Annotated in this window: 14 protein-coding genes; 7 read left to right on the top strand and 7 right to left on the bottom strand. The window is 66.1% G+C overall.

The features are described 5' to 3' along the window. The first annotated feature begins 3 nt into the window (after nucleotides 1-3). On the top strand, nucleotides 4-546 hold the full coding sequence (locus IB223_RS08185) for a DUF2939 domain-containing protein (protein WP_192201089.1): 543 nt from the start codon (nucleotides 4-6) through the stop codon (nucleotides 544-546). A gap of 18 nt (nucleotides 547-564) precedes the next feature. On the opposite strand, the gene IB223_RS08180 is transcribed toward IB223_RS08185, so the two are convergent. The 4 genes from IB223_RS08180 to IB223_RS08165 form a co-directional block, all read right to left on the bottom strand. Beyond that, nucleotides 565-1,473: a 5'-nucleotidase gene (locus IB223_RS08180; protein ID WP_142125360.1), complete on the bottom strand. Its 909-nt coding sequence runs from the start codon at nucleotides 1,471-1,473 to the stop codon at nucleotides 565-567. A gap of 48 nt (nucleotides 1,474-1,521) precedes the next feature. After that, nucleotides 1,522-2,013, bottom strand: coding sequence for a hypothetical protein (locus IB223_RS08175; RefSeq protein ID WP_192201088.1), 492 nt, complete (start codon nucleotides 2,011-2,013; stop codon nucleotides 1,522-1,524). A gap of 116 nt (nucleotides 2,014-2,129) precedes the next feature. Beyond that, nucleotides 2,130-2,897, bottom strand: coding sequence for an NAD kinase (locus IB223_RS08170; protein ID WP_192201087.1), 768 nt, complete (start codon nucleotides 2,895-2,897; stop codon nucleotides 2,130-2,132). Between the two features lie 155 nt (nucleotides 2,898-3,052). Continuing rightward, nucleotides 3,053-7,996, bottom strand: coding sequence for an NAD-glutamate dehydrogenase domain-containing protein (locus IB223_RS08165; RefSeq protein WP_343227179.1), 4,944 nt, complete (start codon nucleotides 7,994-7,996; stop codon nucleotides 3,053-3,055). 424 nt (nucleotides 7,997-8,420) lie between these two features. Here IB223_RS08165 and IB223_RS08160 point away from each other — a divergent pair, with 424 nt between their 5' ends. The 5 genes from IB223_RS08160 to IB223_RS08140 all read left to right on the top strand — a co-directional run bounded on the left by IB223_RS08160 (nucleotide 8,421) and on the right by IB223_RS08140 (nucleotide 18,119). Then, nucleotides 8,421-9,128: a TetR/AcrR family transcriptional regulator gene (locus IB223_RS08160; protein WP_192201085.1), complete on the top strand. Its 708-nt coding sequence runs from the start codon at nucleotides 8,421-8,423 to the stop codon at nucleotides 9,126-9,128. Further along, a complete protein-coding gene (locus IB223_RS08155; RefSeq protein ID WP_192201084.1) occupies nucleotides 9,125-10,306 on the top strand; it encodes an efflux RND transporter periplasmic adaptor subunit in 1,182 nt (393 codons plus the stop codon). The genes IB223_RS08160 and IB223_RS08155 overlap by 4 nt, the downstream gene beginning before the upstream one ends. A gap of 15 nt (nucleotides 10,307-10,321) precedes the next feature. Beyond that, entirely contained in the window at nucleotides 10,322-13,486 is a 3,165-nt protein-coding gene (locus IB223_RS08150) for a multidrug efflux RND transporter permease subunit (protein ID WP_192201083.1), read from the top strand. Nucleotides 13,487-13,736: 250 nt separating this feature from the next. Beyond that, a complete protein-coding gene (locus IB223_RS08145; protein WP_192201082.1) occupies nucleotides 13,737-14,933 on the top strand; it encodes an efflux RND transporter periplasmic adaptor subunit in 1,197 nt (398 codons plus the stop codon). A 12-nt stretch (nucleotides 14,934-14,945) separates the two neighbouring features. After that, on the top strand, nucleotides 14,946-18,119 hold the full coding sequence (locus tag IB223_RS08140) for an efflux RND transporter permease subunit (RefSeq protein WP_192201081.1): 3,174 nt from the start codon (nucleotides 14,946-14,948) through the stop codon (nucleotides 18,117-18,119). A 129-nt stretch (nucleotides 18,120-18,248) separates the two neighbouring features. On the opposite strand, the gene IB223_RS08135 is transcribed toward IB223_RS08140, so the two are convergent. After that, entirely contained in the window at nucleotides 18,249-18,632 is a 384-nt protein-coding gene (locus tag IB223_RS08135; protein WP_142125351.1) for a helix-turn-helix domain-containing protein, read from the bottom strand. Between the two features lie 128 nt (nucleotides 18,633-18,760). Here IB223_RS08135 and IB223_RS08130 point away from each other — a divergent pair, with 128 nt between their 5' ends. Next, nucleotides 18,761-19,663, top strand: coding sequence for an SDR family oxidoreductase (locus IB223_RS08130; RefSeq protein WP_192201080.1), 903 nt, complete (start codon nucleotides 18,761-18,763; stop codon nucleotides 19,661-19,663). Nucleotides 19,664-19,723: 60 nt separating this feature from the next. On the opposite strand, the gene IB223_RS08125 is transcribed toward IB223_RS08130, so the two are convergent. Together IB223_RS08125 and IB223_RS08120 are read right to left on the bottom strand one after the other, a co-directional pair. Continuing rightward, a complete protein-coding gene (locus IB223_RS08125) occupies nucleotides 19,724-21,601 on the bottom strand; it encodes a DUF885 domain-containing protein (protein ID WP_192201079.1) in 1,878 nt (625 codons plus the stop codon). Nucleotides 21,602-21,774: 173 nt separating this feature from the next. Next, nucleotides 21,775-22,923: an acyl-CoA dehydrogenase family protein gene (locus IB223_RS08120; protein WP_192201078.1), complete on the bottom strand. Its 1,149-nt coding sequence runs from the start codon at nucleotides 22,921-22,923 to the stop codon at nucleotides 21,775-21,777. Nucleotides 22,924-22,992 lie beyond the last annotated feature (69 nt).

Raw genomic sequence — 22,992 nt, 5'->3', positions numbered from 1 at the left:
CCGATGAAGAAGTGGCTCGTGATCGGGGTGGTGGTCGCCCTCCTGCTGGGGTTGGCGGGCTATGTGGCCGCCGGGCCCTACCTGGCCATCCACGGCATCCGTACGGCGCTGGCGGAGCAGGACACCGGCAAGCTGCAGAAGCATGTCGATTTCGCTTCGTTGCGCGTGAACCTGCGCGCGCAGGTGGAGGACTCGCTCGCACGGCGCGCCGGACCGGAGCTCAGCGGCAACCTGTTCGGTGCCGCGGCGCTTTCGATCGCCAACAGCATGCTGGGGCGCGGGGTGGATACGATGGTCACACCGATGGGTATCGCCGCGATCCTGGAAGGCCGCGCCACATGGAAGCGCGCCGTCGGCGACACCGTGGGCGGCGACACCTACGCCCCGCCGACGCCGGCAGATCCGCTCAGGCAGGCCAGCCACCGCTACGAGTCGTTGTCCCGTTTCACTGCCACCGTGCACGACGATGAGGGCGACCCGGTGGTGTTCGTCTTCACGCGTCAGGGCCTGCGCTGGCGGCTGACCGACATCCGCCTGCCGCTGTAAGGCGGGCCAAGGCCCGCCCTACGGGTTCGCCACCCCGTGCGGAACATGACCCGCGGCCACATGGTGGCGTGCGCTGTCGATGTTGTGTTGCGAATCGTCGAAGAAGATGTCGGCACCGAAGGCTTCCAGGAACGGCCCCTTGTGGCGGCCGCCGAGGAAGAGCGCCTCGTCCAGGCGCACGCCCCACTCGCGCAGCGTGCGGATCACCCGCTCGTGCGCCGGCGCGGAACGCGCGGTGACCAGGGCGGTGCGGATAGGCGAACGCTCATCGGGCGGGAATACCTGCTGCAGCTGGTGCAGTGCCGACAGGAAGTTGCGGAACGGGCCACCGGACAAGGGCTCGCGTGCACGCTGTTGCTCGTGCCGGCCGAACGCCTCCACGCCCTGTTCACGGGAAATGCGCTCGCTCTCGTCGCCGAAGATGACCGCGTCGCCATCGAACGCGATGCGCAGTTGGTGTTCGTGGCGCTGCTGCGGTGCGCCTGCCGGCAGGATGGTCGCCGCCGCGATGCCGTGCTCCAGCGAGCGCCGCACCGATTCCGGGTTGGCCGACAGGAACAGGTCGGTGCCGAACGGCTTGACGTAGGGCCAGGTAGGCTCGCCGGCCGTGAACGTGGCACGCACGATCCCCAGGCCGTAGTGCTGGATGGAGTTGAAGATGCGCAGGCCGGTATCGGCCGAGTTGCGCGAGAGCAGGATCACTTCGACGCGCGGCGCTTCCGGAGGCGCCCCTACGTTGAGTGCCAGCAGCTTGCGCACGACGGGATAGGCGATGCCCGGCGCCAGCACATCGTCTTCGTGCGTGCGCTGGTAGTCGGAATAGGCCTGTACGCCCTCGCGCTCGTACAGCGCGTGGCTTTCCTCCAGATCGAACAGGGCGCGCGACGTGACCGCGACGGTCAGCAAACGGGGGGTGTTGTCGGCCATGCGCACAGTATCGGCGATCTGTGGCGCATGACGCGAGACGCCGTGCCCCTATCCCCCGGGTGCAGCGGCGATACGCACCCGTGCCGGCGGCCCCCTGCGATTATCGGGCGTGATGGCGCGCACTTCGACCAACAGGTCGATCGGCGACTGTTCCGAAGGCGGTCCATCGCGCCAGAGGAACACGAACTCGCTGCGACGGCCCTCAACGCGCCCCGCCACCGGCTCGCGGGGAAAGATCGCAAGGGCGTCCTCACCGAGCACGCGGAACTCGAACCCCAGTTCACGCAGCTTGTAATCCGTGCCGCGAGGCCACTCCACGCCCAGCGTCAGCAGGCCACTGGCATCGCACGAGGCGTGTCCGTCCACGCCGCGCGTCAGGCTGACCACGTCCAGCAAGGGCGGCTTCAGGGTGCCGTCTTCGACCAGCGCCGACGACGCACCGCCGGCCGCGAACGCGGTGGTGCCAGTGGACAGATTGCAGGCCGCCACGTCGGTCGCGGCAAGCATGGCGCACAGCGCCAACGCGCACTTCAACTGCATCGTGACCCCTCCCCGGGCGGATGCGAACCGAATCGCTATGGGGCGCTGGATACCATGCGTGGGATGACCCGGCAAGCCGCAATGCGGCGAAACCACGATGTCCGCCGGGACAATCTTCAGGTCATGAACTGCTCGCTGAGGATGCGTTCCTCGAGATTGTGTTCGCGGTCGAACAGCAGGGTGACCGTGCGGTCACGCGACTCGCGGATGGTCACCTCCACCACGTCCCGCACCTCGTGCGAATCGGCAGTGGCACTGACCGGGCGCTTGTACGGGTCGAGCACGCGGAACCGGATCTCGGTATCGGCCTTGAGGATGGCGCCACGCCAGCGGCGCGGACGGAACGGCGCGATCGGCGTCAGCGCAATGGTGTGCGAACCCAGCGGCAGGATCGGCCCGTGCGCGGAGAAGTTGTAGGCGGTGCTGCCCGCCGGCGTCGCGGTCAGCACGCCATCGCAGATCAGCTCGTCCAGGCGGGTTTCGCCGTTGAGGTCGATCTGGATGTGCGCCGCCTGCCGTGTCTGGCGCAGCAGCGACACTTCGTTGTAGGCCAGCGATGAGGTGGATGTGCCGGACTCGGTCAGTGCCTGCATTTCCAGCGGTCGCAACTTGGCCGGTTCCGCCGCGGCAATCCGGTCGAACAGGCCGTCCGAGCGATAGTGGTTCATCAGGAAACCCACGGTGCCCAGCTTCATGCCGAACACCGGCTTGCCGAGCGCGCCGTGCCGATGCAGCGTCTGCAGCATGAACCCATCGCCGCCCAGCGCACACAGCACGTCCGCCTGGTCCGGCGCATGCGCGCCGTGCTCACGTTGCAGCGTCGCCAGTGCCTCCTGTGCCTCAGGCGTGGGACTGGCGAGGAAGGCGATGCGGGGTGTGGACATCCGTGGCTCCATCGTGGCCTGTACAGCGTACAGAAAAAAACGCCGGGAGCGTTTTTTGACAACGCGCGGCGTTGGCCCACCGGGTGGCTGCGATGGAAGGCGGCCACAAAAAAGGCGGCCCGAAGGCCGCCTCGTTCCACTCACATGACGTGCAATCAGCCCTGGGACGCCAGCTGCCCCAGCCGCTGCACCGCCACCGATGCGGTGGGGTAGTCGAGCGTCTTCTGCGCGGCCAGCTCGTTGAGCATGTTCAGCGTGAAGCGCAGCCCGGCGTCGTCGCGGCCCAGCCAGGCCTTGACCTTGGCGTCGGCGTTGCCGCCCGGCAGCGACAGCAGCTGGTTGGTTAGCGTCCGCTGGTGCGCCGCCAGTTCATCACGCAGCACACCGCGCGCGACGGCATGCCAGCGACCATCGACCTTCAACGCTTCGATCTGGTCCTGCAGCCACGGCAGGTGCAGCGCCTCGCCCAGGCGGTAGTGCGCCTTCGACACCTCGACCGGCTTGAGCTTGCGCGCCCGGGCCAGTTCGATAATGTCGCAGGAGGGCTCCAGGTACGGCAGCGCCGCGATCTGGCCGGCCAGCGCAGGCGGCAGACCCTTGTCCTTCCATTCCTGCAGGCTGGCGTTGTACGCCGGGCGCAGCGAGTCCGGTAGCACGCCGTCGGCCGCACGGATCTCGTTGAAGCCGTCGTGATAACGCTCCACCGCGGTGGCGATGGCCGGGATCGGACCCTGGCGGGTCAGCAGCCAGCGGGTGAAGTTGCGCTGCACCTGCCAGATGACCTGCAGGGCGTCGATCTGCACCGATTCCGGCACCTTGCCGTCCAGCGCGTCGATCTGGTTCCACAGCGCCCGTGCGTCCAGCGTCTCGCGGGTGATGGTGAAGGCCTTGGCGACTTCCGCCGGCGAGCGGCCCGTGTCTTCCTGCATGCGCAGCAGGAAGGTGGCCCCCATCCGGTTGATGGTGGTGTTGGTGACCGCCGTGGCGATGATCTCGCGCTTCAGGCGGTGCTTCTCCATCTCCGAGGCGTACTTCTTCTGCAGCGGCTGCGGGAAGTAGCGCTGCAGCTCCTTCGATAGGTAAGGATCCTCGGGAATGTCGGATTCCAGCAACTGCTGGAACGCCACCAGCTTGGAGTACGACAACAGCACCGACAGTTCCGGACGCGTCAGGCCCTGGCCACGCGCCTTGCGCTCGGCCAGTTCGGCGTCGGATGGCAGGAATTCGATCTGCCGGTCCAGCAGGCCCTGCGATTCCAGTGTCTGGATGAAGTGCTGTTTGGAGCCCAGGCGCGAGACGCTCATCCGCTCCATCAGGCTGATCGCCTGGTTCTGGCGGTAGTTGTCCCACAGCACCAGGTCGGCCACCTCGTCGGTCATGTCGGCCAGCAGCTTGTTGCGCGCGTCCATGCCCAGCTTCTTGGCCTGCACCACGCCGTTGAGCAGGATCTTGATGTTCACCTCGTGGTCCGAAGTGTCCACGCCGGCCGAGTTGTCGATGAAGTCGGTGTTGAGCAGCACACCATGCTGCGCGGCCTCGATGCGGCCCAGCTGGGTCAGGCCCAGGTTGCCGCCCTCGCCCACCACCTTGCAGCGCAGGTCGCGACCATCGACACGCAACCCGTTGTTCGCACGGTCGCCCACGTCGGCATGCGTCTCGCTGGCGGCCTTGACGTAGGTGCCGATGCCGCCGTTCCACAGCAGGTCCACCGGCGACTTCAGAATGGCGCTCATCAGCTCATTGGGTGTCATCGACTTCACGCCATCGGCGATGCCGAGTGCGGCGCGCACCTCGGGCGTGATGTCGATCGACTTCGCGCTGCGCGGATGGATGCCGCCGCCCTTGGAAATCAGCTTGGCATCGTAGTCGGCCCAACTGGAGCGCGGCACCTTGAACATGCGGTCGCGTTCCTTGAACGACTTCGCCGCATCTGGGTTCGGGTCCAGGAAGATGTGGCGGTGATCGAATGCGGCCAGCAGGCGGATGTGTTCCGACAGCAGCATGCCGTTGCCGAACACGTCGCCGGACATGTCGCCGATGCCGACGCAGGTGAAGTCTTCGGTCTGGCTGTCGCGGTTCATCGCGCGGAAATGGCGCTTGACCGACTCCCACGCGCCGCGCGCGGTGATGCCCATGCCCTTGTGGTCGTAGCCCACCGAGCCACCGGACGCGAACGCATCGCCCATCCAGAAACCGTGCGCGATGGCCAAGCCGTTGGCGATGTCAGAGAACGTGGCCGTGCCCTTGTCGGCGGCGACCACCAGGTACGGGTCGTCCTGGTCGTGGCGCACCACGTCCACCGGCGGCACGATCCTGTTGCCGACGATGTTGTCGGTGATGTCCAGCAGGCCCTGGATGAAGAGTTTGTAGCAAGCGATGCCTTCGGCCAGCACGGCGTCACGGTCGCCGCCGGCGGGCGGACGCTTGACGAAGAAGCCGCCCTTCGCGCCGACCGGCACGATGACGGTGTTCTTGACCATCTGCGCCTTCACCAGGCCCAACACCTCGGTGCGGAAGTCCTCGCGGCGGTCCGACCAGCGCAGGCCGCCACGCGCCACCGGGCCGAAGCGCAGGTGCACGCCTTCCACGCGCGGGCCGTACACGAAGATCTCGCGATAGGGACGCGGCTTGGGCAGGTCCGGCACCTTGGCGGAGTCGAACTTGAAGCTGATGGTGTGTGCCGGCTGCCCGTCCTTGCCGCGCTGGTAGAAGCTGGTGCGCAGCGTGGCTTCGATAGCGCCCATGAAACCGCGCAGGATCCGGTCCTCGTCCAGGCTGGACACGCGGTCCATCAGCTTGATCAGCGCCCGGTGCGCCGTCTCGACCTGCAGGTCGCGCTTGCCACCGCGCGCGTCGACCAGCATGGTCAGGATCTTCTGCGCGGCGTCGTCATTGCCGGCCAACGCCTTGAGCTCGGCAGCGAAACGGTCCTGGCCCTCCTTGATCTGCGCCTTGCTCTCGCTGCCGGTGGCGGGATCGAAGCGTGCCTCGAACAGTTCCACCAGCAGTCGCGCAAGCAGCGGATAGCGGTTGAGGGTTTCCTCGACGTAGCTCTGCGAGAACGGCACACCGGTCTGCAACAGGTACTTGCAGTAGCCGCGCAGGAGGGCGACCTGGCGCCAGGCCAGGCCGGCGCCCAGCACCAGCCTGTTGAAGCCGTCGTTCTCCGCATCGCCGCGCCACACGCGGGCGAAGGCCTCCTCGAAGGTGGAGGCCAGGCGCGCGATGTCGAACTCGCCGCTGAGCGGTTCCACCTCGAATTCCTGGATGTAACGCGCGCCCTGTCCCGTCTCCAGACGGAACGGATGCTCGGAGATCACGCGCAGTCCCATGTTCTCCATCAGCGGCAGCGCATCGGACAACGGGATGTCGGTTTCCTGGCGATACAGGTTCAGGCGCAGGCGACCCTGTCCGGGGCGCTTGCGTCGCGACTCGTGCAGGCTCAGGCGCAGGTCGTCCGGACCGGTGAGTGCAGCGAGATGCTCCACGTCGCGCGCGGCACCTTCCGGCGACACCACTTCGATGTAGCCCGCCGGCAGCGCACGGCCATAGCCGCCCGCCAGCAACAGGCCCTTCGACTCGCCGTGGCGCGTGATCAGGGTTTCGCGCAGGTCGTCCTGCCAGTTGCGCAGCAGGTGGGCGATGTCGCCTTCCAGCGCGGAGGTGTCGACTTCGACCTGCTCGCCCGCCTTCGGGCGAATGGTGATGTGCAGCTGCGCCAGCGGCGACTCGCCGAGCAGCACGCTGCTGTCGACGTACTCGCCCCGCATGGCGTCCTTCAGCAGCGACTCGATGCGCAGGCGCACATCCGTATTGAAACGCTCGCGGGGGATGTAGACCAAGGCCGAATAGAAGCGGCCATAACGGTCGCGACGCAGGAACAGCTTGCTGCGCACGCGCTCCTGCAGGCCCAGGATGCCCATCGCCGTGCGGTAGAGCTCTTCGTCGCTGGACTGGAACAGTTCCTCGCGTGGCAGCGTCTCCAGAATGTGGCGCAGCGCCTTGCCGCTGTGGCCGCTGGGCGACAGGCCGGACTTCTGCATCACGTATTCGTGGCGCTCGCGCACCAGCGGGATTTCCCACGGACGGCGGTTGTAGGCGCTGGACGTGTACAGGCCGATGAAGCGCTGTTCGGCGATGGGGTTTCCCTTCGCATCGAACTCGAGCACGCCGATGTAATCCATGTTGCCCGGGCGATGCACGGTGGAACGGCGATTGGTCTTGGTGAGGATCAGCGCATCCACCGAACCGCCCTGCGGCAGGTAGTGCGCAGCCAGCGTCTTGATGTTGCGCGGCGGCGTGGTATCGCCTTCGCGCAGCAGGCCCAGGCCGCTGTCCTCGACGGCCGCCAGGATGCCGGTGCCCTTCTCGACCCGGTATTCGCGATAGCCGAAGAAGGTGAAATGGTCGGCGGCGGCCCAGCGCATGAACTCCTGCGCTTCGCGACGCCCGTCGTCATCCACCGGCATGCGGCGGGTGGCCATGTCGTCGGCGAGCGACAGCATCTTCTCGCGCATGGCGCTCCAGTCGCGGACGATCGCCCGGACTTCCTCCAGCACGGCACGGATGCGCTTCTCGATGGCCGCCATCTCATCGGGCGGCAGGCGATCGATCTCCAGCAGCATCAGCGATTCGGGCTTGCCCTCGCCCACGGCCTGCACCTTGCCCGCTTTGTCGCGCGTGAAGCGCACCAGCGGATGGCCCAGCACGTGTACGCCAACTCCCATCTCGGCCAACGCCATGCTGACGGAGTCCACCAGGAACGGCATGTCGTCGTTGACGATCTGCAGCACGGTATGCGGCGATTCCCAGCCATGCGATTTCAGCATGGCATTGAAGATCCGCACATTGGCGGTGCCGGGCTTGCGGGTGCGCGCGAACGCCAAGGTGTCGGCGGCGATCGCAGCCCATCCGTCCGCCGTGTGGTGCGGATACTCGTCTTCTTCCATGCGCTTGTAGAACGCTTCGGCGAATGTCTGTGCCTCGGCCTGCGCGGAGGCCCCCGACACCCGCTTGCGGATCGCCGCGAGGATCGGCGACAGCGAGAACGCGTCGGCCGCCGCCTTGCCCTTCTCCACCGCGGCCTTCGCCGCCTTCACCGGTCGGGCGGCCACCTTCTTGGTGGGCGTCGCCTTCGGGGTCACCGATCTGGTGGCCTTGATGGCTTCCGGTTTGGGCGTCTTTTTGGAGGCTTTTTTCGGGCTGCGCACAGCGTTCATGCAGAGAGTGGCTCAACAATTGGTAGTCGAATGGTCATTGTATCCCCCGGCGCCATGACAAAACTTGCTGCGAGGCGTCATAAGCAAGGCTTGCAATCGCGCGGATGATTGATTAGCTGCACACGCTCCGTGACCTCCGCCGCGTGCGAGCAGTGCCCCTCGCAAGACGCACCGTGCGCCGCCGCATGGACGGAGCGCCGGATCGTCACGCGGTCTTTACCGGGCTAGCGGCCTCTTTGTGCACGGAAATGCCGCAAATACAAGGCTGTCGCAATTCTAAACTGGACGGTATAGTCTAGCCCGCATGCAACCCGCCACCACTCCCGCGCTCGATCAGCGTCGCAGCCGTGTCCACGACGCTGTGCGCGAGCTCATGGCCGAGCAGGGCTTCCGTATCAGCATGGACGCCGTGGCCGCACGCGCGGGCTGTTCGAAGCAGACGCTGTACGCGCACTTCGGCAGCAAGCAGGAACTGCTGCGCAGCGTGATCGCCGAACACCAGGAACCCGCCACGGCCCGCCTGTCGCCCGCGGTCGAAGACCCGCGCCAGGCGCTGCTGGCCTTCGCCGAAGAACACCTGCGGCGCCTGTGCGATCCCTCGGTGGTCGCCACGCGCCGGCTGCTGATGGCAGAAGCGCACCAATTTCCCCAGGAAGCGCAGGCGCTCTACCGTGACGCCTGCGATACTCTCGTGGAGCGCCTTGCCGCCTGGCTGCAGCACGCGATGGACCAGGGCAGGCTGAGGCATGACGACCCGCACTACGCCGCGGAGCTGCTGCTCAGCATGATGACGGGACTCGATTTCGACAGGCAGCATTTCGGCGTACCGCATCGCGCCAGCGCGAAAGCGCGCGGCCGTTGGGCCGGGTTTGCGGTCGATGCCTTCCTGCGCGCCTTCGCTCCCGCCACGCCAGACCACGAACGTCCCGCGCCTGCCGTGCCCGGCCGGCGCCTGCGATCCCTGCCTACCCCTTCCCCGACATCTAGAAAAAGAAACGGAGCTTCCCCATGACCGCCCCCATCCGTTCCCTGGTACTGGCCAGCGCCCTGCTCGCGGCCCTGGCCGCGTGCAGCAAGCCCGAACAGCAGCAGATGCCCCCACCCGAGGTGGTGGTGATGAGCGCGACGCCAAAGGACGTGCCGCTGGAGCGCGAGCTGGTGGGTCGCCTGTCGCCGTTCCGCAGCTCCGATGTCCGCGCCCGCGTGGCGGGCGTGGTGCAGAAGCGCGTGTACCAGGAAGGCAGCGACGTGAAGGAAGGCCAGACCCTTTTCCTGATCGATCCCGCCCCGCTGCAGGCCTCGTTGAGCGCCGCGCAGGCCAATCTCGCGTCAGCGCAGGCCACCTATGCGAATTCGAAGGCGGCCGCTGATCGTGCGCGCCAGCTGGCGCCGCAGAAGTTCGTCTCCAGGTCCGACCTGGACAACGCGGAAGCCGCCGAACGCAGCTCCGCCGCTGCCGTGCAGCAGGCCCGTGCCAACGTGCAGACCGCGCGCATCAACCTGGGCTACGCCAGCGTCACCGCGCCAATCTCCGGCCGCGCGGGCAAGCAGCAGGTCACCGAGGGCGCCCTGGTCGGCCAGGGCGATGCCACGCTGCTGACCACCATCGACCAGATCGATCCGCTGTATGCGAACTTCTCGATGAGCTCGAGCGAGTTGCAGACATTGCGCCAAGCGCAGGGCGCAGGCCAGGTGCAACTGGCCGCCGAGGGCCAGCGCACGGTGCAGGTCCTCCTGCCGAACGGGCAGGCCATCGACCAGACCGGTACGCTGGACTTCTCCGACACCGTCGTCGATCCCGCCACCGGCAGCGTCTCCCTGCGCGCCACCGTCCCCAACCCGGACCGCACCCTGCTGCCGGGCACCTTCGTCACGCTGCGTGCCACGCTGGGCGAACAGAAGGGCGCCTTCCTGATCCCGCAGAGCGCGATCCAGCGCGACACCGTCAGCGCTTACGCGATGATCGTCGGCAAGGATGGCAACGTCGTGCGCAAGAACGTGACCACGCAGCAGGCCGTCGGCAATGACTGGCTCATCACCGACGGCCTGGCCGCCGGCGACCAGGTGATCGTCGAGGGATTGCAGAAGGTCAAGGAAGGCGCGCCCGCCAAGGGCATCACCGCCGAGCAGGCCGCTGCCGCCAAGGCTGCGCAGGCCAAGGCCGCCCCGGCGCAAGGCAAGGCCGAGTAAGAAGGACCCTCCCCCATGCCCAAGTTCTTCATCAACCACCCGATCTTCGCCTGGGTCGTGTCGATCCTGATCTCGCTCGCCGGCGTGATCGCGATCCTCAACCTCGGCGTCGAATCCTATCCTTCCATCGCGCCGCCGCAGGTAACGGTCAGCGCGACCTATCCCGGCGCCAGTGCCCAGACCACCGAGCGGTCGGTCACCCAGGTGATCGAGCAGCAGCTGACCGGCATCGACAACCTGCTGTATTTCAGTTCGAGTTCCAGTTCCTCCGGCCAGGCCTCGATCACGCTGACCTTCGAGACCGGCACCGACGCGGACATCGCCCAGGTGCAGGTGCAGAACAAGGTGTCGCTGGCCACGCCGCGACTGCCCAGCGAAGTCACGGCCCAGGGCGTGGTGGTGGCCAAGGCCAACGCCGGCTTCCTGATGGTGGTGGGCCTGCAGTCCGACAATCCCAGCATCGACCGCAACCGCCTGAACGACATCATCGCCTCGCGCGTGCTGGACCAGATCTCGCGCGTACCCGGCGTGGGCAGCACCCAGCATTTCGGTTCCGAGTACGCCATGAATGTGTGGCTGGATCCGGGCAAGCTGCAGGGCTACAACCTGTCGGCCACCGAAGTGCTTGCAGCGGTTCGCGGACAGAACGTGCAGTTCGCTGCAGGCTCCATCGGTGCGGACCCCGCTCCCGAGGGCCAGGCGTTCACCGCCACGGTATCGGCGGAGGGCCGCTTCAACTCGCCGGAGCAGTTCGAGCAGATCATCCTGCGCGCCAACAGCGACGGCTCCACCGTGCGCCTGAAGGACGTCGCGCGCGTGGAGTTCGGCGCACAGGGCTATGGCTTCGACACGCAGTACAACGGCAAGCCGGTCGGTGCCTTCGCGGTGCAGCTGCTGCCTGGCGCGAACGCGCTGAACGTGGCCGAGGCCGTGCGCGCCAAGCTGGATGAGCTCCAGCCCAGCTTCCCGTCGGGCGTCAGCTGGTTCTCGCCGTACGACACCACCACCTTCGTGAAGATTTCCATCGAGGAAGTGGTCAAGACGCTGATCGAAGCCGTCATCCTGGTGTTCCTGGTGATGCTGGTGTTCCTGCAGAACTTCCGCGCCACCATCATCCCCACCCTGGTCATTCCGGTCGCGCTGCTCGGCACGTTCTGGGGCCTGAGCCTGATCGGCTTCACGATCAACCAGCTGACGATGTTCGCGATGGTGCTCGCCATCGGTATCGTGGTGGACGATGCCATCGTGGTGATCGAGAACGTCGAACGCATCATGGCGGAGGAAAAACTGCCGCCACGGGAAGCCACGATCAAGGCCATGGACCAGATCACCGGCGCGGTGATCGCGATCACCGTGGTGCTGGCGGCGGTGTTCATCCCGTCCGCGCTGCAGGGTGGCGCCTCGGGCGAGATCTACAAGCAGTTCGCCCTGACCATCGCCATCTCGATGGCCTTCTCGGCCTTCCTGGCGCTGGGCTTCACACCGGCGCTCTGCGCCACCTTCCTGAAGCAGCACGAACACGACAGCCACGAGAAGAAGAACATCGTCTTCCGCGTCTTCGAGAAGTACTACGGCAAGGTCGAGAAGACCTACGTGGGCCACATCGGCTCGGCCATCAAGCATGCGCCCCGCTGGATGGTGGTGTTCGCCCTGCTGACCGTACTGTGTGGCTTCCTGTTCACGCGCCTGCCGAGCAGCTTCGTGCCCGAGGAAGACCAGGGCTACGCCCTGGCCATCGTGCAGTTGCCGCCGGGCAACACCCTGCAGAACACCAAGCAGGTGTTCAACCAGGTGCGTGGCACGCTGCAGCAGATGGACGGGTTCGAAGGCGTGATGGAGATCGCGGGCTTCAGTTTCGTTGGCCGCGGCGAGAACGTCGGCATGGCCTTCATCCGGCTCAAGGCCTGGGACGACCGCGACGTGACCGTGCCGGAGTTCATCCAGCAGGCCAACCAGCGCCTGTACGGGATCAAGGGTGCGCAGATCTTCGTGGTGAACCTGCCGACCATTCAGGGCCTGGGCCAGTTCGGTGGCTTCGACATGTGGCTGCAGGACCGAGCGGGCCTGGGCGAGGAAGCGCTGATGGCGGCCCGCAACCAGTTGCTGGGTGCGGCGGCACAGGACCCGAGCCTGATGGCGGTGCGTCCCAACACGCTGGAGAACGCGCCGCAGCTGCAGCTGCACGTGGACCGCGTGCAGGCGCAGGCGATGGGCCTGTCGGTCAGCGACATCTACAACGGCATCCAGCTGATGCTGGCGCCGGTGTACGTCAACGATTTCTTCTACGAAGGCCGCATCAAGCGCGTGAACATGCGCGCCGACGCCGCCTACCGCACCGGCGCCGATTCGCTGTCGCGCATCTACACCCCGAGCAGCCAGCAGACCGACGCCAGCGGCGGTCGCGCGATGATCCCGCTGTCCAACGTGGTGCAGTCGCAGTGGGCTTCCGTGCCTCCCTCGTTGTCGCGCTACAACGGGTATTCGGCGGTGAACATCAACGGTTCCGCGGCGCCGGGCGGCTCGTCCGGGCAGGCGATGACCACCATGGAGAACATCGTCACCGACCAGCTGCCGCAGGGCTTCGGTTACGACTGGAGCGGCATGTCCTACCAGGAAATCCTGGCCGGCAACAGCGCCACCCTGCTGATGGTGCTGTCGCTGGTGGTGGTATTCCTCTGCCTGGCGGCGCTGTATGAGAGCTGGTCCATCCCGGTGGCGGTGCTGCTGGTGGTCCCGCTGGGCGCCCTGGGCGCGCTCGCGTTCACGCTGCTGCGCGGCCTGTCCAACGATCTGTTCTTCAAGATCGGCCTGATCACCATCATCGGGCTGGCGGCGAAGAACGCGATCCTGATCGTCGAGTTCGCGGTGATGGAGCGCAAGCAGGGCAAGACGCTGCGCGAAGCGGTGATCTCGGCCTCGCACCTGCGCTTCCGGCCGATCCTGATGACCTCGTTCGCCTTCATCATGGGCGTGGTACCGATGGCGATCTCGACCGGCGCCGGCGCCAACGCGCGCCATGCGATCGGCACCGGTGTCATCGGCGGCATGTTCTTCGCCACGTTCCTGGGCCTGCTGCTGATCCCGGTGTTCTTCATCGCGGTGCGGCGCATGCTGGGCGACAAGATGGACGAGCCCTCGAAGGAGTACCTGCTGGAGCAGGAAAACCCCGCCTCACGCTGAGACGGGTAGAGGTGCAGAAAGCCCCGGCCATGCCGGGGCTTTCCTTTTGCGGGCCACCCCAACGCGGGCACGGAGCTCGCCCTGCTGTCCGCGATGCCGCTCCATCCCGGGCCTGCGGGGCCACGCGCCATGCCCTCCTGCACTATGTGCGCCGGTCTCGATCCGTGATAATCGCGCGCCTGATCATGTCGATCGCGCCATCGCTCGTTCGTCGACCTGACGACTTCCCCGACTTGACGAAGACCCCTCCATGACACGGAAAGATCCGCACGCAAGGAAAACGCCCTCCACCACCCGCCGCATGATCCTGATGCTGATCGCCGTCGTGGTGATCTTCGGCGGCGTGTTCGCCGTCAAGGCGATCATGGGCAAGGGCATGAACGATTTCTTCGACAACATGCCGCAGCCGGCCGCGGCGGTGACCGACTGGACCGCCAAGCAGGAGGAATGGGTCGACGCCCAGCAGGCGGTCGGTACGTTCGTGGCCATCAACGGCACCGACGTGACCACCGAAGCAGGGGGCGTGGTGCGCAGCCTGTCCATCGACGTCGGCAAGCCGGTCAAGGCCGGCACCGTGCTGGCCCAGCTCAACACCGCCAACGAACTGGCCGTGCTGAAGTCGCTCGAAGCCTCCGCCAAGCTGGCGGCGGTGCAGCGCGACCGCTGGCAGGCCCTCGCGCGCGACAAGCTGGTCTCGCAGGCCGAGGCCGAAGAGCGCGCCACCGTGGCCGCCACATCGCTCGCACAGGTGGAGGCCCAGCGCGCCCTGATCGCGCAGAAGACCATTCGCGCCCCGTTCGACGGCGTGCTCGGCATCCGCAGGGTCAACCTGGGCCAGTACCTGACGCCGGGCGATGCCATCGTCAGCCTGCAGGCACTGGACCCCATCTATCTCGACTTCACCCTGCCCGAGCAGCGCGTGGGCCAGATGCTGCCGGGGGCGAAGATCCGTGCCACCGTCGACGCCCTGCCCGGCCAGGTGTTCGAAGGCGAAGTCACGGCGGTGGAACCGCAGGTCGACCCGGCCACTCGCAACTTCAAGGTGCAGGCGACGCTGGCCAATCCGGAATACAACCTGCGACCCGGCGCATTCGCGCACGTGGGCTTCGATACCGGCGACAGCCGCAAGGTGGTGGTGGTGCCGCAGACCGCGATCAGCTTCAACCCCTACGGCAACGCGGTGTACGTGATCCAGGAAGTCCAGCGCGCCGAAGGCGAAAAGGACATGCAGGGCAAGCCGCTGACCGGCAAGAAGCTGGTGGTACGCCAGCGCTTCGTGAAGACCGGGACCACCCGCGGCGACCTGATCGCCGTCACCGAAGGGCTGAAGCCCGGCGAACGCGTGGCCACCAGTGGCCTGCTGAAGCTGCGCAATGACGCCGAAGTGGTGGTGAACAACAAGGTGCAGCCGGTGACCGAGGCCCAGCCCAAGCCCGAAAACCGTTGACGGAGCGACGGCATGAAATTCACCGACATCTTCATCAACAAACCGGTGCTGGCGATCGTCGTCAGCCTGTTCATCCTGCTGTTCGGCCTGCGCTCGTTCACCGAGTTGAACGTGCGCCAGTATCCCGAGCTGCGCAACGCCGTGGTGAACATCAGCACCACCTACTACGGCGCCGACGCCGACCTGATCCAGGGATTCATCACCACGCCGCTGGAACGCGAGGTGGCGAGTGCCGAAGGCATCGAGTACCTGAGTTCGACCAGTTCGGCCGGTGTCAGCCTGATCCAGGCCTACATCAAGCTGGACCAGGACCCGAACGAGGCGCTCACGCAGATCGCCGCCAAGGTCAACAAGATGCGCGGCCAGCTGCCGCCGGAATCCGAGGATCCGGTGATCGACCTGCAGCAGGGCCAGCAGATCGCGGCGATGTACGTGTCCTTCGCCAGCGAGACCCTGGACAACAACCAGATCACCGACTACCTGACCCGCGTGGTGCAGCCCAAGCTGGTGACGGTCTCGGGTGTACAGCGTGCCGACATCCTCGGCGCCGGCACGTTCGCCATGCGCGTATGGTTGAAGCCTGACCGCATGACGGCCCTGCAGGTGACCGCCAGCGACGTGGCCACGGCGTTGTCGTCCAACAACGTGCTGGCCGCGGTCGGCTCGACGAAGGGACAGATGGTCGCCATCGACATGACCGCGTGCACCGACCTGCGCAATGCCGACGAGTTCCGCCAGCTGATCATCCGCGAGCAGAACGGCGCCATCGTCCGCCTGGGCGACGTAGCGGACGTGCAGCTGGGCTCGGAGAGCTACGGCACGTCGGTCCGCATCAACGGCGAAGCCGCCACGTTCATGGGCATCTTCGTGTCGCCGGACGCGAACTCGCTGGACGTCATCAAGGACGTGCGCACGCTGTGGGACAACGAGATCGTCCCCCAGCTGCCGGAAGGCATCAAGGCCACGATCCCCTACGACAGCACCGAGCAGATCCAGGACGCCATCGACGAGGTCGTCAGCACCATCGTGGAGGCGGTGATCATCGTGATCGTGGTGATCTTCCTGTTCCTGGGCTCGCTGCGCAGCGTGCTGATTCCCGCAGTGACGGTGCCGCTGTCGCTGGTTGGCGCGCTGTTCCTGATGCTGCTGATGGGTTTCACCATCAACCTGCTGACCCTGCTGGCAATGGTGCTGGCAATCGGCATCGTGGTGGATGACGCGATCATCGTGCTGGAGAACATCCACCGCCACATCGAGGAAGGGATGTCGCCGTACGAGGCGGCGATCAAGGGCGCACGCGAGCTGGCCTGGCCGGTCGTGGCCATGACCACCACGCTGGTGGCGGTGTACCTGCCGATCGGCTTCCAGGGCGGCATGACCGGGGTGCTGTTCACCGAGTTCGCCTTCACCCTGGCCGGCTCGGTGCTGCTGTCCGGTGTCATCGCGCTGACGCTGACTCCGATGATGTGCGCCAAGATCCTCAAGCCGCACAGCGAAGGCGGCAAGGGCAAGCTGGAGAAATGGCTGGACGAGCGCTTCGAGAAGATCAATGCCGGTTACCAGCGCCGCCTGCACGGCACGATGGAAACCAAGTCGGTGATCGGGGTGTTCGGCATCCTGGTGCTGGTGTCGTGTGCGTTCCTGTACATGACCGCGCCCAAGGAGCCGGCGCCGCTGGAGGACGAAGGCTTCATCTTCTCCGTCGCCAGCGCGGACCCCTACTCCACGCTGGACTATGTCGAGCGCTACACCGAGGAAGTGACCGCCATCGCCAAGGGCGTGCCGGAAGTACAGGACTACTTCCTGTTCAACGGCGGCTTCGGCGGCAGCGGCGGCGGTGCTAGCCCGATGGCAATGGCCGGATTCGTGCTGAAGCCCTGGAGCGAGCGTGATCGTTCGACCAACGCGGTGCTGCAGCAGGAACTGCAGCCCAAGATGAGCCAGGTCAGCGGCCTGAACATCTTCGCCCTGGTTCCGCCCTCCCTGCCCAGCGCGGGCGGCGATGGTGGTGGTGGCGAGTTCGTCATCGGGGGCGTGGGCGACCTGAGCCAGTTGGCGGAGTTGGCCGACCAGATCCTGATGAAGGCGATGGAGAGCAAGCGCTTCATCTTCCTGGACAAGGACCTGAAGATCGACAAGCCGCGCATCGAGGTCAACATCGACCGCGACAAGGCGGCCAGCCTGGGCATCGACATGCGTACGCTGGCGGCCGACATGGCGGCGATGCTGTCCGGCGGCTATACCAACCGCTTCGCGATGCAGAACCGCTCGTACCTGGTGATCCCGCAGGTGCAGCGCAGCGACCGCCTCAACGCCAGCGACCTGGAGAACTACTACACGCGCACCCGCGACGGCGAACTGATTCCGCTGTCGACGCTGGTCACGCTGAAGGAAAGCGCGCAGCCGCAATCGCTGAAGCGGTTCCAGCAGCTCAACGCGGTGTCCATCACCTTCGCCCCGCGCCCCGGCGTGAGCAAGGGCGAGGCGCTGGCCATCCTGGAGCAGGCCGCGAAGGAAGTGCTGCCACAGGGATACTCGGTGGACTACGCGGGCGAGTCGCGACAGTACAAGCAGGAAGGCGCGGCGATGCTGGTCACGCTGGCACTGGCGCTGATCGTGATTTTCCTGGTGCTGGCGGCGCAGTTCGAGAGCTTCCGCGATGCGCTGATCATGCTGTTGACCGTGCCGATGGCGATCTGCGGCGCGCTGTTGACGGTGAACGTGCTGGCGATCCTCAGCGGCATCCTGGGCATGATGCAGATCGAAGCCTTCCCCGGCATGAGCATCAACATCTACACCCAGGTGGGCCTGGTGACGCTGGTCGGCGTGATCTCCAAGCACGGCATCCTGATCGTGGAGTTCGCCAACAAGCTGCAGATCGAGCGTGGCCTGTCCAAGCGCGAAGCGATCGAGGAAGCAGCCGCCATCCGCCTGCGCCCGGTACTGATGACCACCGCCGCGCTGGTATTCGCGATGATCCCGCTGCTGATCGCCAGCGGCCCGGGTGCGGCGTCGCGCTTCTCGATGGGCGTGGTGATCGCCTCGGGCATGACCATTGGTACGTTGTTCACCCTGTTCGTGCTGCCCGCGTTCTACCTGTACCTGGCCCGCGACCACGCGCACGACCGCAAGGATGCGGATGATGTTCCGGCAACGGTGGATGGCGAGCCCGCGCACGGGCATTGACCAGGCATGCAGTCGATGGAATGAAGAAAAGCCCCGGCCATGCCGGGGCTTTCTTGTAGGAGGGGCTTCAGCCCCGACCGTCTACGCGCCGCGTCGGCCTTCTGAGCTGGAGCCCCTCCCGCAAAACATCTACTTCGGCGCGTTGGCCGCCGGCGCGATGTAGGCCCTGCGCGCAGCGCGGACTTCGTCATGGTGATCGGAGGCCCACTGCGCCAGCATCTCCACCCGCTCGAAGAACGACAGCCCCAGTGACGTCAGCGCGTAATCCACGCGCGGCGGCACCGTCGGGAATACCTCGCGGCTGACCAACCCGTCCTGTTCCAGATGCCGCAGCGTCTGGGCCAGCATGCGCGGTGAGATGTCGGCGATGCGCTTGCGGATCTCGGAAAAGCGCAGCGTCCCCGCCGACAGCTCGTGCAGGACCAGGACCGTCCAACGGTCGCCCAGCCGATCAAGCACATCGCGGATAGGGCAGTTTTCGACGAGGATCAGCGATTGGCGATGCAGGGTCATGGTCCGACTCCAGGGCATGGTTACTGACCGGTAACCCGGTTACTTCAGGCTCCCTGCTTGTGGGGGCGGCAGCCTTTACTACCATATCGTAACCAACATCCTTTCCGTTACCAAAACAGGAGCCTGTCATGAACGCCCCCGCCCCCACCCTGCTGGTCACCGGCGCTTCCGGACAGCTCGGCAGCGCCGTCGTCCGCCATCTGCTGGATACGCTGCAGATTCCTGCCGACCGGCTCATCGTCACCAGTCGCACTCCGGAATCGCTGGCGGACCTGGCTGCGCGCGGCGTGACCGTGCGTGCCGCCGATTTCGACCAGCCGGCCACGCTTGCGGCCGCCTTCGCCGGGGCCGACCGGCTGCTGCTCGTCAGCACCGATGCCTTGATGGAACCGGGCAAGCGCCTCGCCCAGCACCGCGCCGCCGTGCAGGCCGCCGCGGATGTGGGCGTCGGGCATGTTGTCTATACCTCGCTGCCGTCGGCCGCCACATCGCACGTGTCATTCGCGCCCGACCACTGGGGCACCGAGCAGACACTGTCCGCGTCCTCCCTCGGCTGGACGGTACTGCGCAACGCCTGGTACTTCGAGAACCTGGCCTATTCCCTGCCGGGCGCCTTGGCGTCCGGAGAGTGGGCGACGGCGGCGGGCGAAGGACGCATCGCCTACATCGCGCGCGAAGATCTGGCGCACGCCGCGGCGGTAGCACTGTCATCCGAGGATACGTCGAACCAGATCCTCACCTTGACCGGTGAACACGCGTGGTCGGCGCGCGACGTCGCCGCGCGCGCCTCGGCACTCACCGGCAAGCCGCTTGCCGTCGTCGACATCACGCCAGAGAAGTTGATCGAAGGCCTGAAAGCGCACGGCTTTCCGCCGGTGCTGGCCGACGTGTTCGCCTCGTTCGACGCCGCGACCGCTGCCGGCGATCTCGGCGAGGTCACGGACGACTACCGCCAGCTCACCGGCCGGTCGCCGACCGCACTGGATGCGTGGCTGCCGGCAAACCTCGACCTGCTGACCAAGGCGCACTGAGTCCGAAAACAAGAACCCCGGCGCAACGCCGGGGTTCTCGGTATCACTGGAGATCGATGATCAGGCCGGCTTGGCCGCCTTCTGCTTCGCGATCCACTGATCAACGCGACGCTCCAGCAACGTCAGCGGAAGCGCGCCGCCGCCGAGCACGGTGTCGTGGAATCCCTTGATGTCGAACGTGTCGCCGAGTTCGGTTTCCGCCTTCCTGCGCAGGTCCTGGATCTTGATCATGCCGATCTTGTAGGCCGTGGCCTGCCCCGGCATGATCAGGTAGCGCTTCACCTCGGACTCGATCGCCGCCCGCGGCACCGCGCTGTTGGCGTCGAAGTACTCCACCGCCTGCTGCTCGGTCCAGCCCTTGGCATGCAGTCCGGTATCCACCACCAGGCGGATCGCGCGCCACATCTCGGAACTCAAGCGACCGAACTCGGAGTACGGGTCCTTGTAGGTTCCCGGCATTTCCTTCGCCAGCCACTCCGAATACAGGCCCCAGCCTTCCGCATACGCGGTGACGCCGTACTGGGTGCGGAACTTCGGCACGCCGGTCAGTTCCTGCGCGATGGCGATCTGCATGTGGTGGCCCGGCAGGCCCTCGTGGTAGGCGATCACCTCCAGCTCGGGCTTGGGCATCGCGCCCATGTCAGACAGATGCGCGTAGTACACGCCCGGGCGCGAACCATCCGGCGTACCCGGGTAGTAGTGCTGGGCGGCACCGTCCTGCTCACGGAACGGCTCCACGCGCTTGACCACCAGGTCGGCCTTCGGCAGCAGGCCGAAGTAGTCCGGGAGCACCTTCTTGATGTTGTCGATGGCCGCCGTGGCGTCATCGATGTACGCCTGTCGGCCGGCGTCGGTGTTGGGGTACTTGAACTGCGCATCGCTGTCGATGAAGGCGAAGAAGGCATCCAGGTCACCCTTGAAGCCCACCTTGTCCTTCAGCGCCGTCATCTCGCCCTTGATGCGCTCCACTTCCTTCAGTCCCAGCGCATGGATCTCGTCCGCGGTCATCCCGGTGGTGGTCATCTGGCGCAGCTGGTACTCGTAATACGCCTTGCCGTTCTTGTGCGTGCTGCCGACACCGGTGGCATTGACGGCGGCCTTCGGCAGCTCTTCCTCACTCCACGCGATCACGCCCTCGTACGCTGGCTTGAAGTGCTCCATCAGCGCCTTGCGCGCTTCATCCTTGAGCGCCGTGGCGCGGGCGGCATCGATCTTGCCCGCCTTGACCAGCGCATCGGCCTTGGCCTGCGCGTCGGCCCAGATCGCGGAGTCCTTGCCGGCCGAGAACGGCGCACCGGTAATGACTTTCTTCGCCTGGTCGATCACCCCCTCGTAGGCGAACTTCGGCGGACGGATGTCCTGCCCGGCCGAGGCACGCGCACGATCCAGCAACTGTCCGAAGGCACGCTGGGTCGCCTTCAGGCGGGCGACGTAGGCCGTGTAATCCGCCTCTTCATCCACCTTGTGGAAGCTGATCAGGAACGTTGGCCAAAAGCCCTGCGCACCGTTCATCTGGTCGAAGGCGTAGCCGTCCTGCAGGAACGGCAGGCCATCACGTGCGTTCTCGTACTGCAGCTTCCACAGGTCATACGAGAACTTGGTTTCGTCGTCGAGCTTGGCGTAGTCGAAGGTCTTTTCCATCTCCTCGACGCTGGCCTTGGCCCAGGCCACCTGATCGCGCTGCGACTGTTCGGACATGTCGTCCACCTGGTCGTACAGGTCCTTGCGACCCTGGAAGGTCAGCTGGATCGGGCTGAACTTCAACTGTTCCTCGTACTTCGTCTCGAACCAGGCATTCAGCCGCTGGCTCTCGGCAGCGATGTCGGCGGCGGACGCAGCGACGGCCGGGGTACCGGCGGCACCGGTCTCCGGCGTGGCGGCGCGGTCGCAGGCGGTCAGGGCAAGTGCGAGGGCACAGGCGATCAGGGTTTTGCGCATCGGGGTCTCCAGGAAGGATACGGAGGACAGACCCCCGCATTCGGACACTCTACCCAACCCGCTCCGCCCCGTCCCATGACCAAAGATGGGGGGCGCGATGTGGCCTCGCTCACGGATCTGCGGACGAAAAAACGCCGCCCGTAGGCGGCGCTCGTTTTTCGGAGGCGCTGGATTCAGCGCAGGCCGGTCTCATTGCGGGCGATGACCAGGCGCTGGATCTCGCTGGTGCCTTCGTAGATCTCGGTGATCTTGGCATCGCGGAAGTAACGCTCGATCGGCATTTCCTTGGAATAGCCCATGCCCCCATGGATCTGCAGGGCCTGGTGGGTAATCCACATGGCGGCCTCTGAGGCGGTCAGCTTGGCGATCGCCGCCTCGTTGCTGAAACGCTGGTCCTGGCCCTTCACCCACGCCGCGCGCAGCGTCAGAAGCGTGGCCGCGTCCAGCTTGCACTTCATGTCGGCGATCTTGGCCTGGGTCATCTGGAACGTGCCGATCGGCGCGCCGAACGCCTTGCGCTCCTTCACGTAGGCGATGGTGGCCTCGTAGGCGGCGCGGGCGATGCCGATGGCCTGGGACGCGATGCCGATGCGGCCGGCATCCAGCACGCCCATGGCGATCTTGAAGCCCTCGCCTTCCTTGCCCAGCACATCGTCCGCCGTGGCCACGTAGTCGGTGAACTCGATCTCGCAGGTGGCCGAGGCACGGATGCCGAGCTTGGGCTCGGTCTTGCCGCGGTGGAAACCGGCCTTGGCGGTATCGATCAGGAAGGCCGTGATGCCGCGCGCGCCCTTGTCGGGTTCGCTCATCGCGAACAGCACGATGTACTTGGCCACGGGGCCGGAGGTGATCCAGCTCTTCTTGCCATTGATGACGAAGCTGCCATCGGCCTGCTTCACCGCGCGGCAACGCATCGCGGTGGCATCGGAACCCGACTGCGGTTCGGTCAGCGCGAACGCGCCGATCTCGCGGCCTTCGGCGATGGCGCGCACGCAGGTCTGCTTCTGCTCCTCGGTACCGAACTTCAGGATGCCGTTGCAGAACAGCGAATTGTTGACCGACATGATGGTCGAATGGGCCGCATCGCCTGCGGCGATCTCGATCATCGCGAGCACGTAGGCGATCGGATCCATGCCCGCCCCGCCGTACTCGGCCGGCACCTCGATGCCCATCAGGCCGTTCTCGCCCAGCAGGCGGATGTTGTCCAGCGGGAACTCGCCGGTCCTGTCGTGGTGCTCCGCGCTGGGCGCGATCTTTTCCTGGGCGATCCGGCGCGCGACGTCCTGGATCATCAATTGCTCTTCGGTGAATGCGAAATCCACGGGTACCCCTCTGCATACGTACTTGAATACCAATTGTAACCCGCGACCATCCGTGGGCGTATGCCGCTG

The sequence above is a fragment of the Pseudoxanthomonas sp. PXM03 genome (genome assembly GCF_014852005.1).
Classification (GTDB): Bacteria; Pseudomonadota; Gammaproteobacteria; order Xanthomonadales; family Xanthomonadaceae; genus Pseudoxanthomonas_A.
Note: the sequence above shows the minus strand (reverse complement) of the source record. Positions and strands in the feature narration are given on the sequence as shown.

What these genes read in the sequence shown, in the direction of transcription:
- IB223_RS08185 (WP_192201089.1), top strand. Translation starts at nt 4, where the DNA reads ATGAAGAAGTGGCTCGTGATCGGGGTGGTGGTCGCCCTCCTGCTGGGG.
- IB223_RS08180 (WP_142125360.1), bottom strand. Translation starts at nt 1,473, where the DNA reads ATGGCCGACAACACCCCCCGTTTGCTGACCGTCGCGGTCACGTCGCGC.
- IB223_RS08175 (WP_192201088.1), bottom strand. Translation starts at nt 2,013, where the DNA reads ATGCAGTTGAAGTGCGCGTTGGCGCTGTGCGCCATGCTTGCCGCGACC.
- IB223_RS08170 (WP_192201087.1), bottom strand. Translation starts at nt 2,897, where the DNA reads ATGTCCACACCCCGCATCGCCTTCCTCGCCAGTCCCACGCCTGAGGCA.
- IB223_RS08160 (WP_192201085.1), top strand. Translation starts at nt 8,421, where the DNA reads ATGCAACCCGCCACCACTCCCGCGCTCGATCAGCGTCGCAGCCGTGTC.
- IB223_RS08155 (WP_192201084.1), top strand. Translation starts at nt 9,125, where the DNA reads ATGACCGCCCCCATCCGTTCCCTGGTACTGGCCAGCGCCCTGCTCGCG.
- IB223_RS08150 (WP_192201083.1), top strand. Translation starts at nt 10,322, where the DNA reads ATGCCCAAGTTCTTCATCAACCACCCGATCTTCGCCTGGGTCGTGTCG.
- IB223_RS08145 (WP_192201082.1), top strand. Translation starts at nt 13,737, where the DNA reads ATGACACGGAAAGATCCGCACGCAAGGAAAACGCCCTCCACCACCCGC.
- IB223_RS08140 (WP_192201081.1), top strand. Translation starts at nt 14,946, where the DNA reads ATGAAATTCACCGACATCTTCATCAACAAACCGGTGCTGGCGATCGTC.
- IB223_RS08135 (WP_142125351.1), bottom strand. Translation starts at nt 18,632, where the DNA reads ATGACCCTGCATCGCCAATCGCTGATCCTCGTCGAAAACTGCCCTATC.
- IB223_RS08130 (WP_192201080.1), top strand. Translation starts at nt 18,761, where the DNA reads ATGAACGCCCCCGCCCCCACCCTGCTGGTCACCGGCGCTTCCGGACAG.
- IB223_RS08125 (WP_192201079.1), bottom strand. Translation starts at nt 21,601, where the DNA reads ATGCGCAAAACCCTGATCGCCTGTGCCCTCGCACTTGCCCTGACCGCC.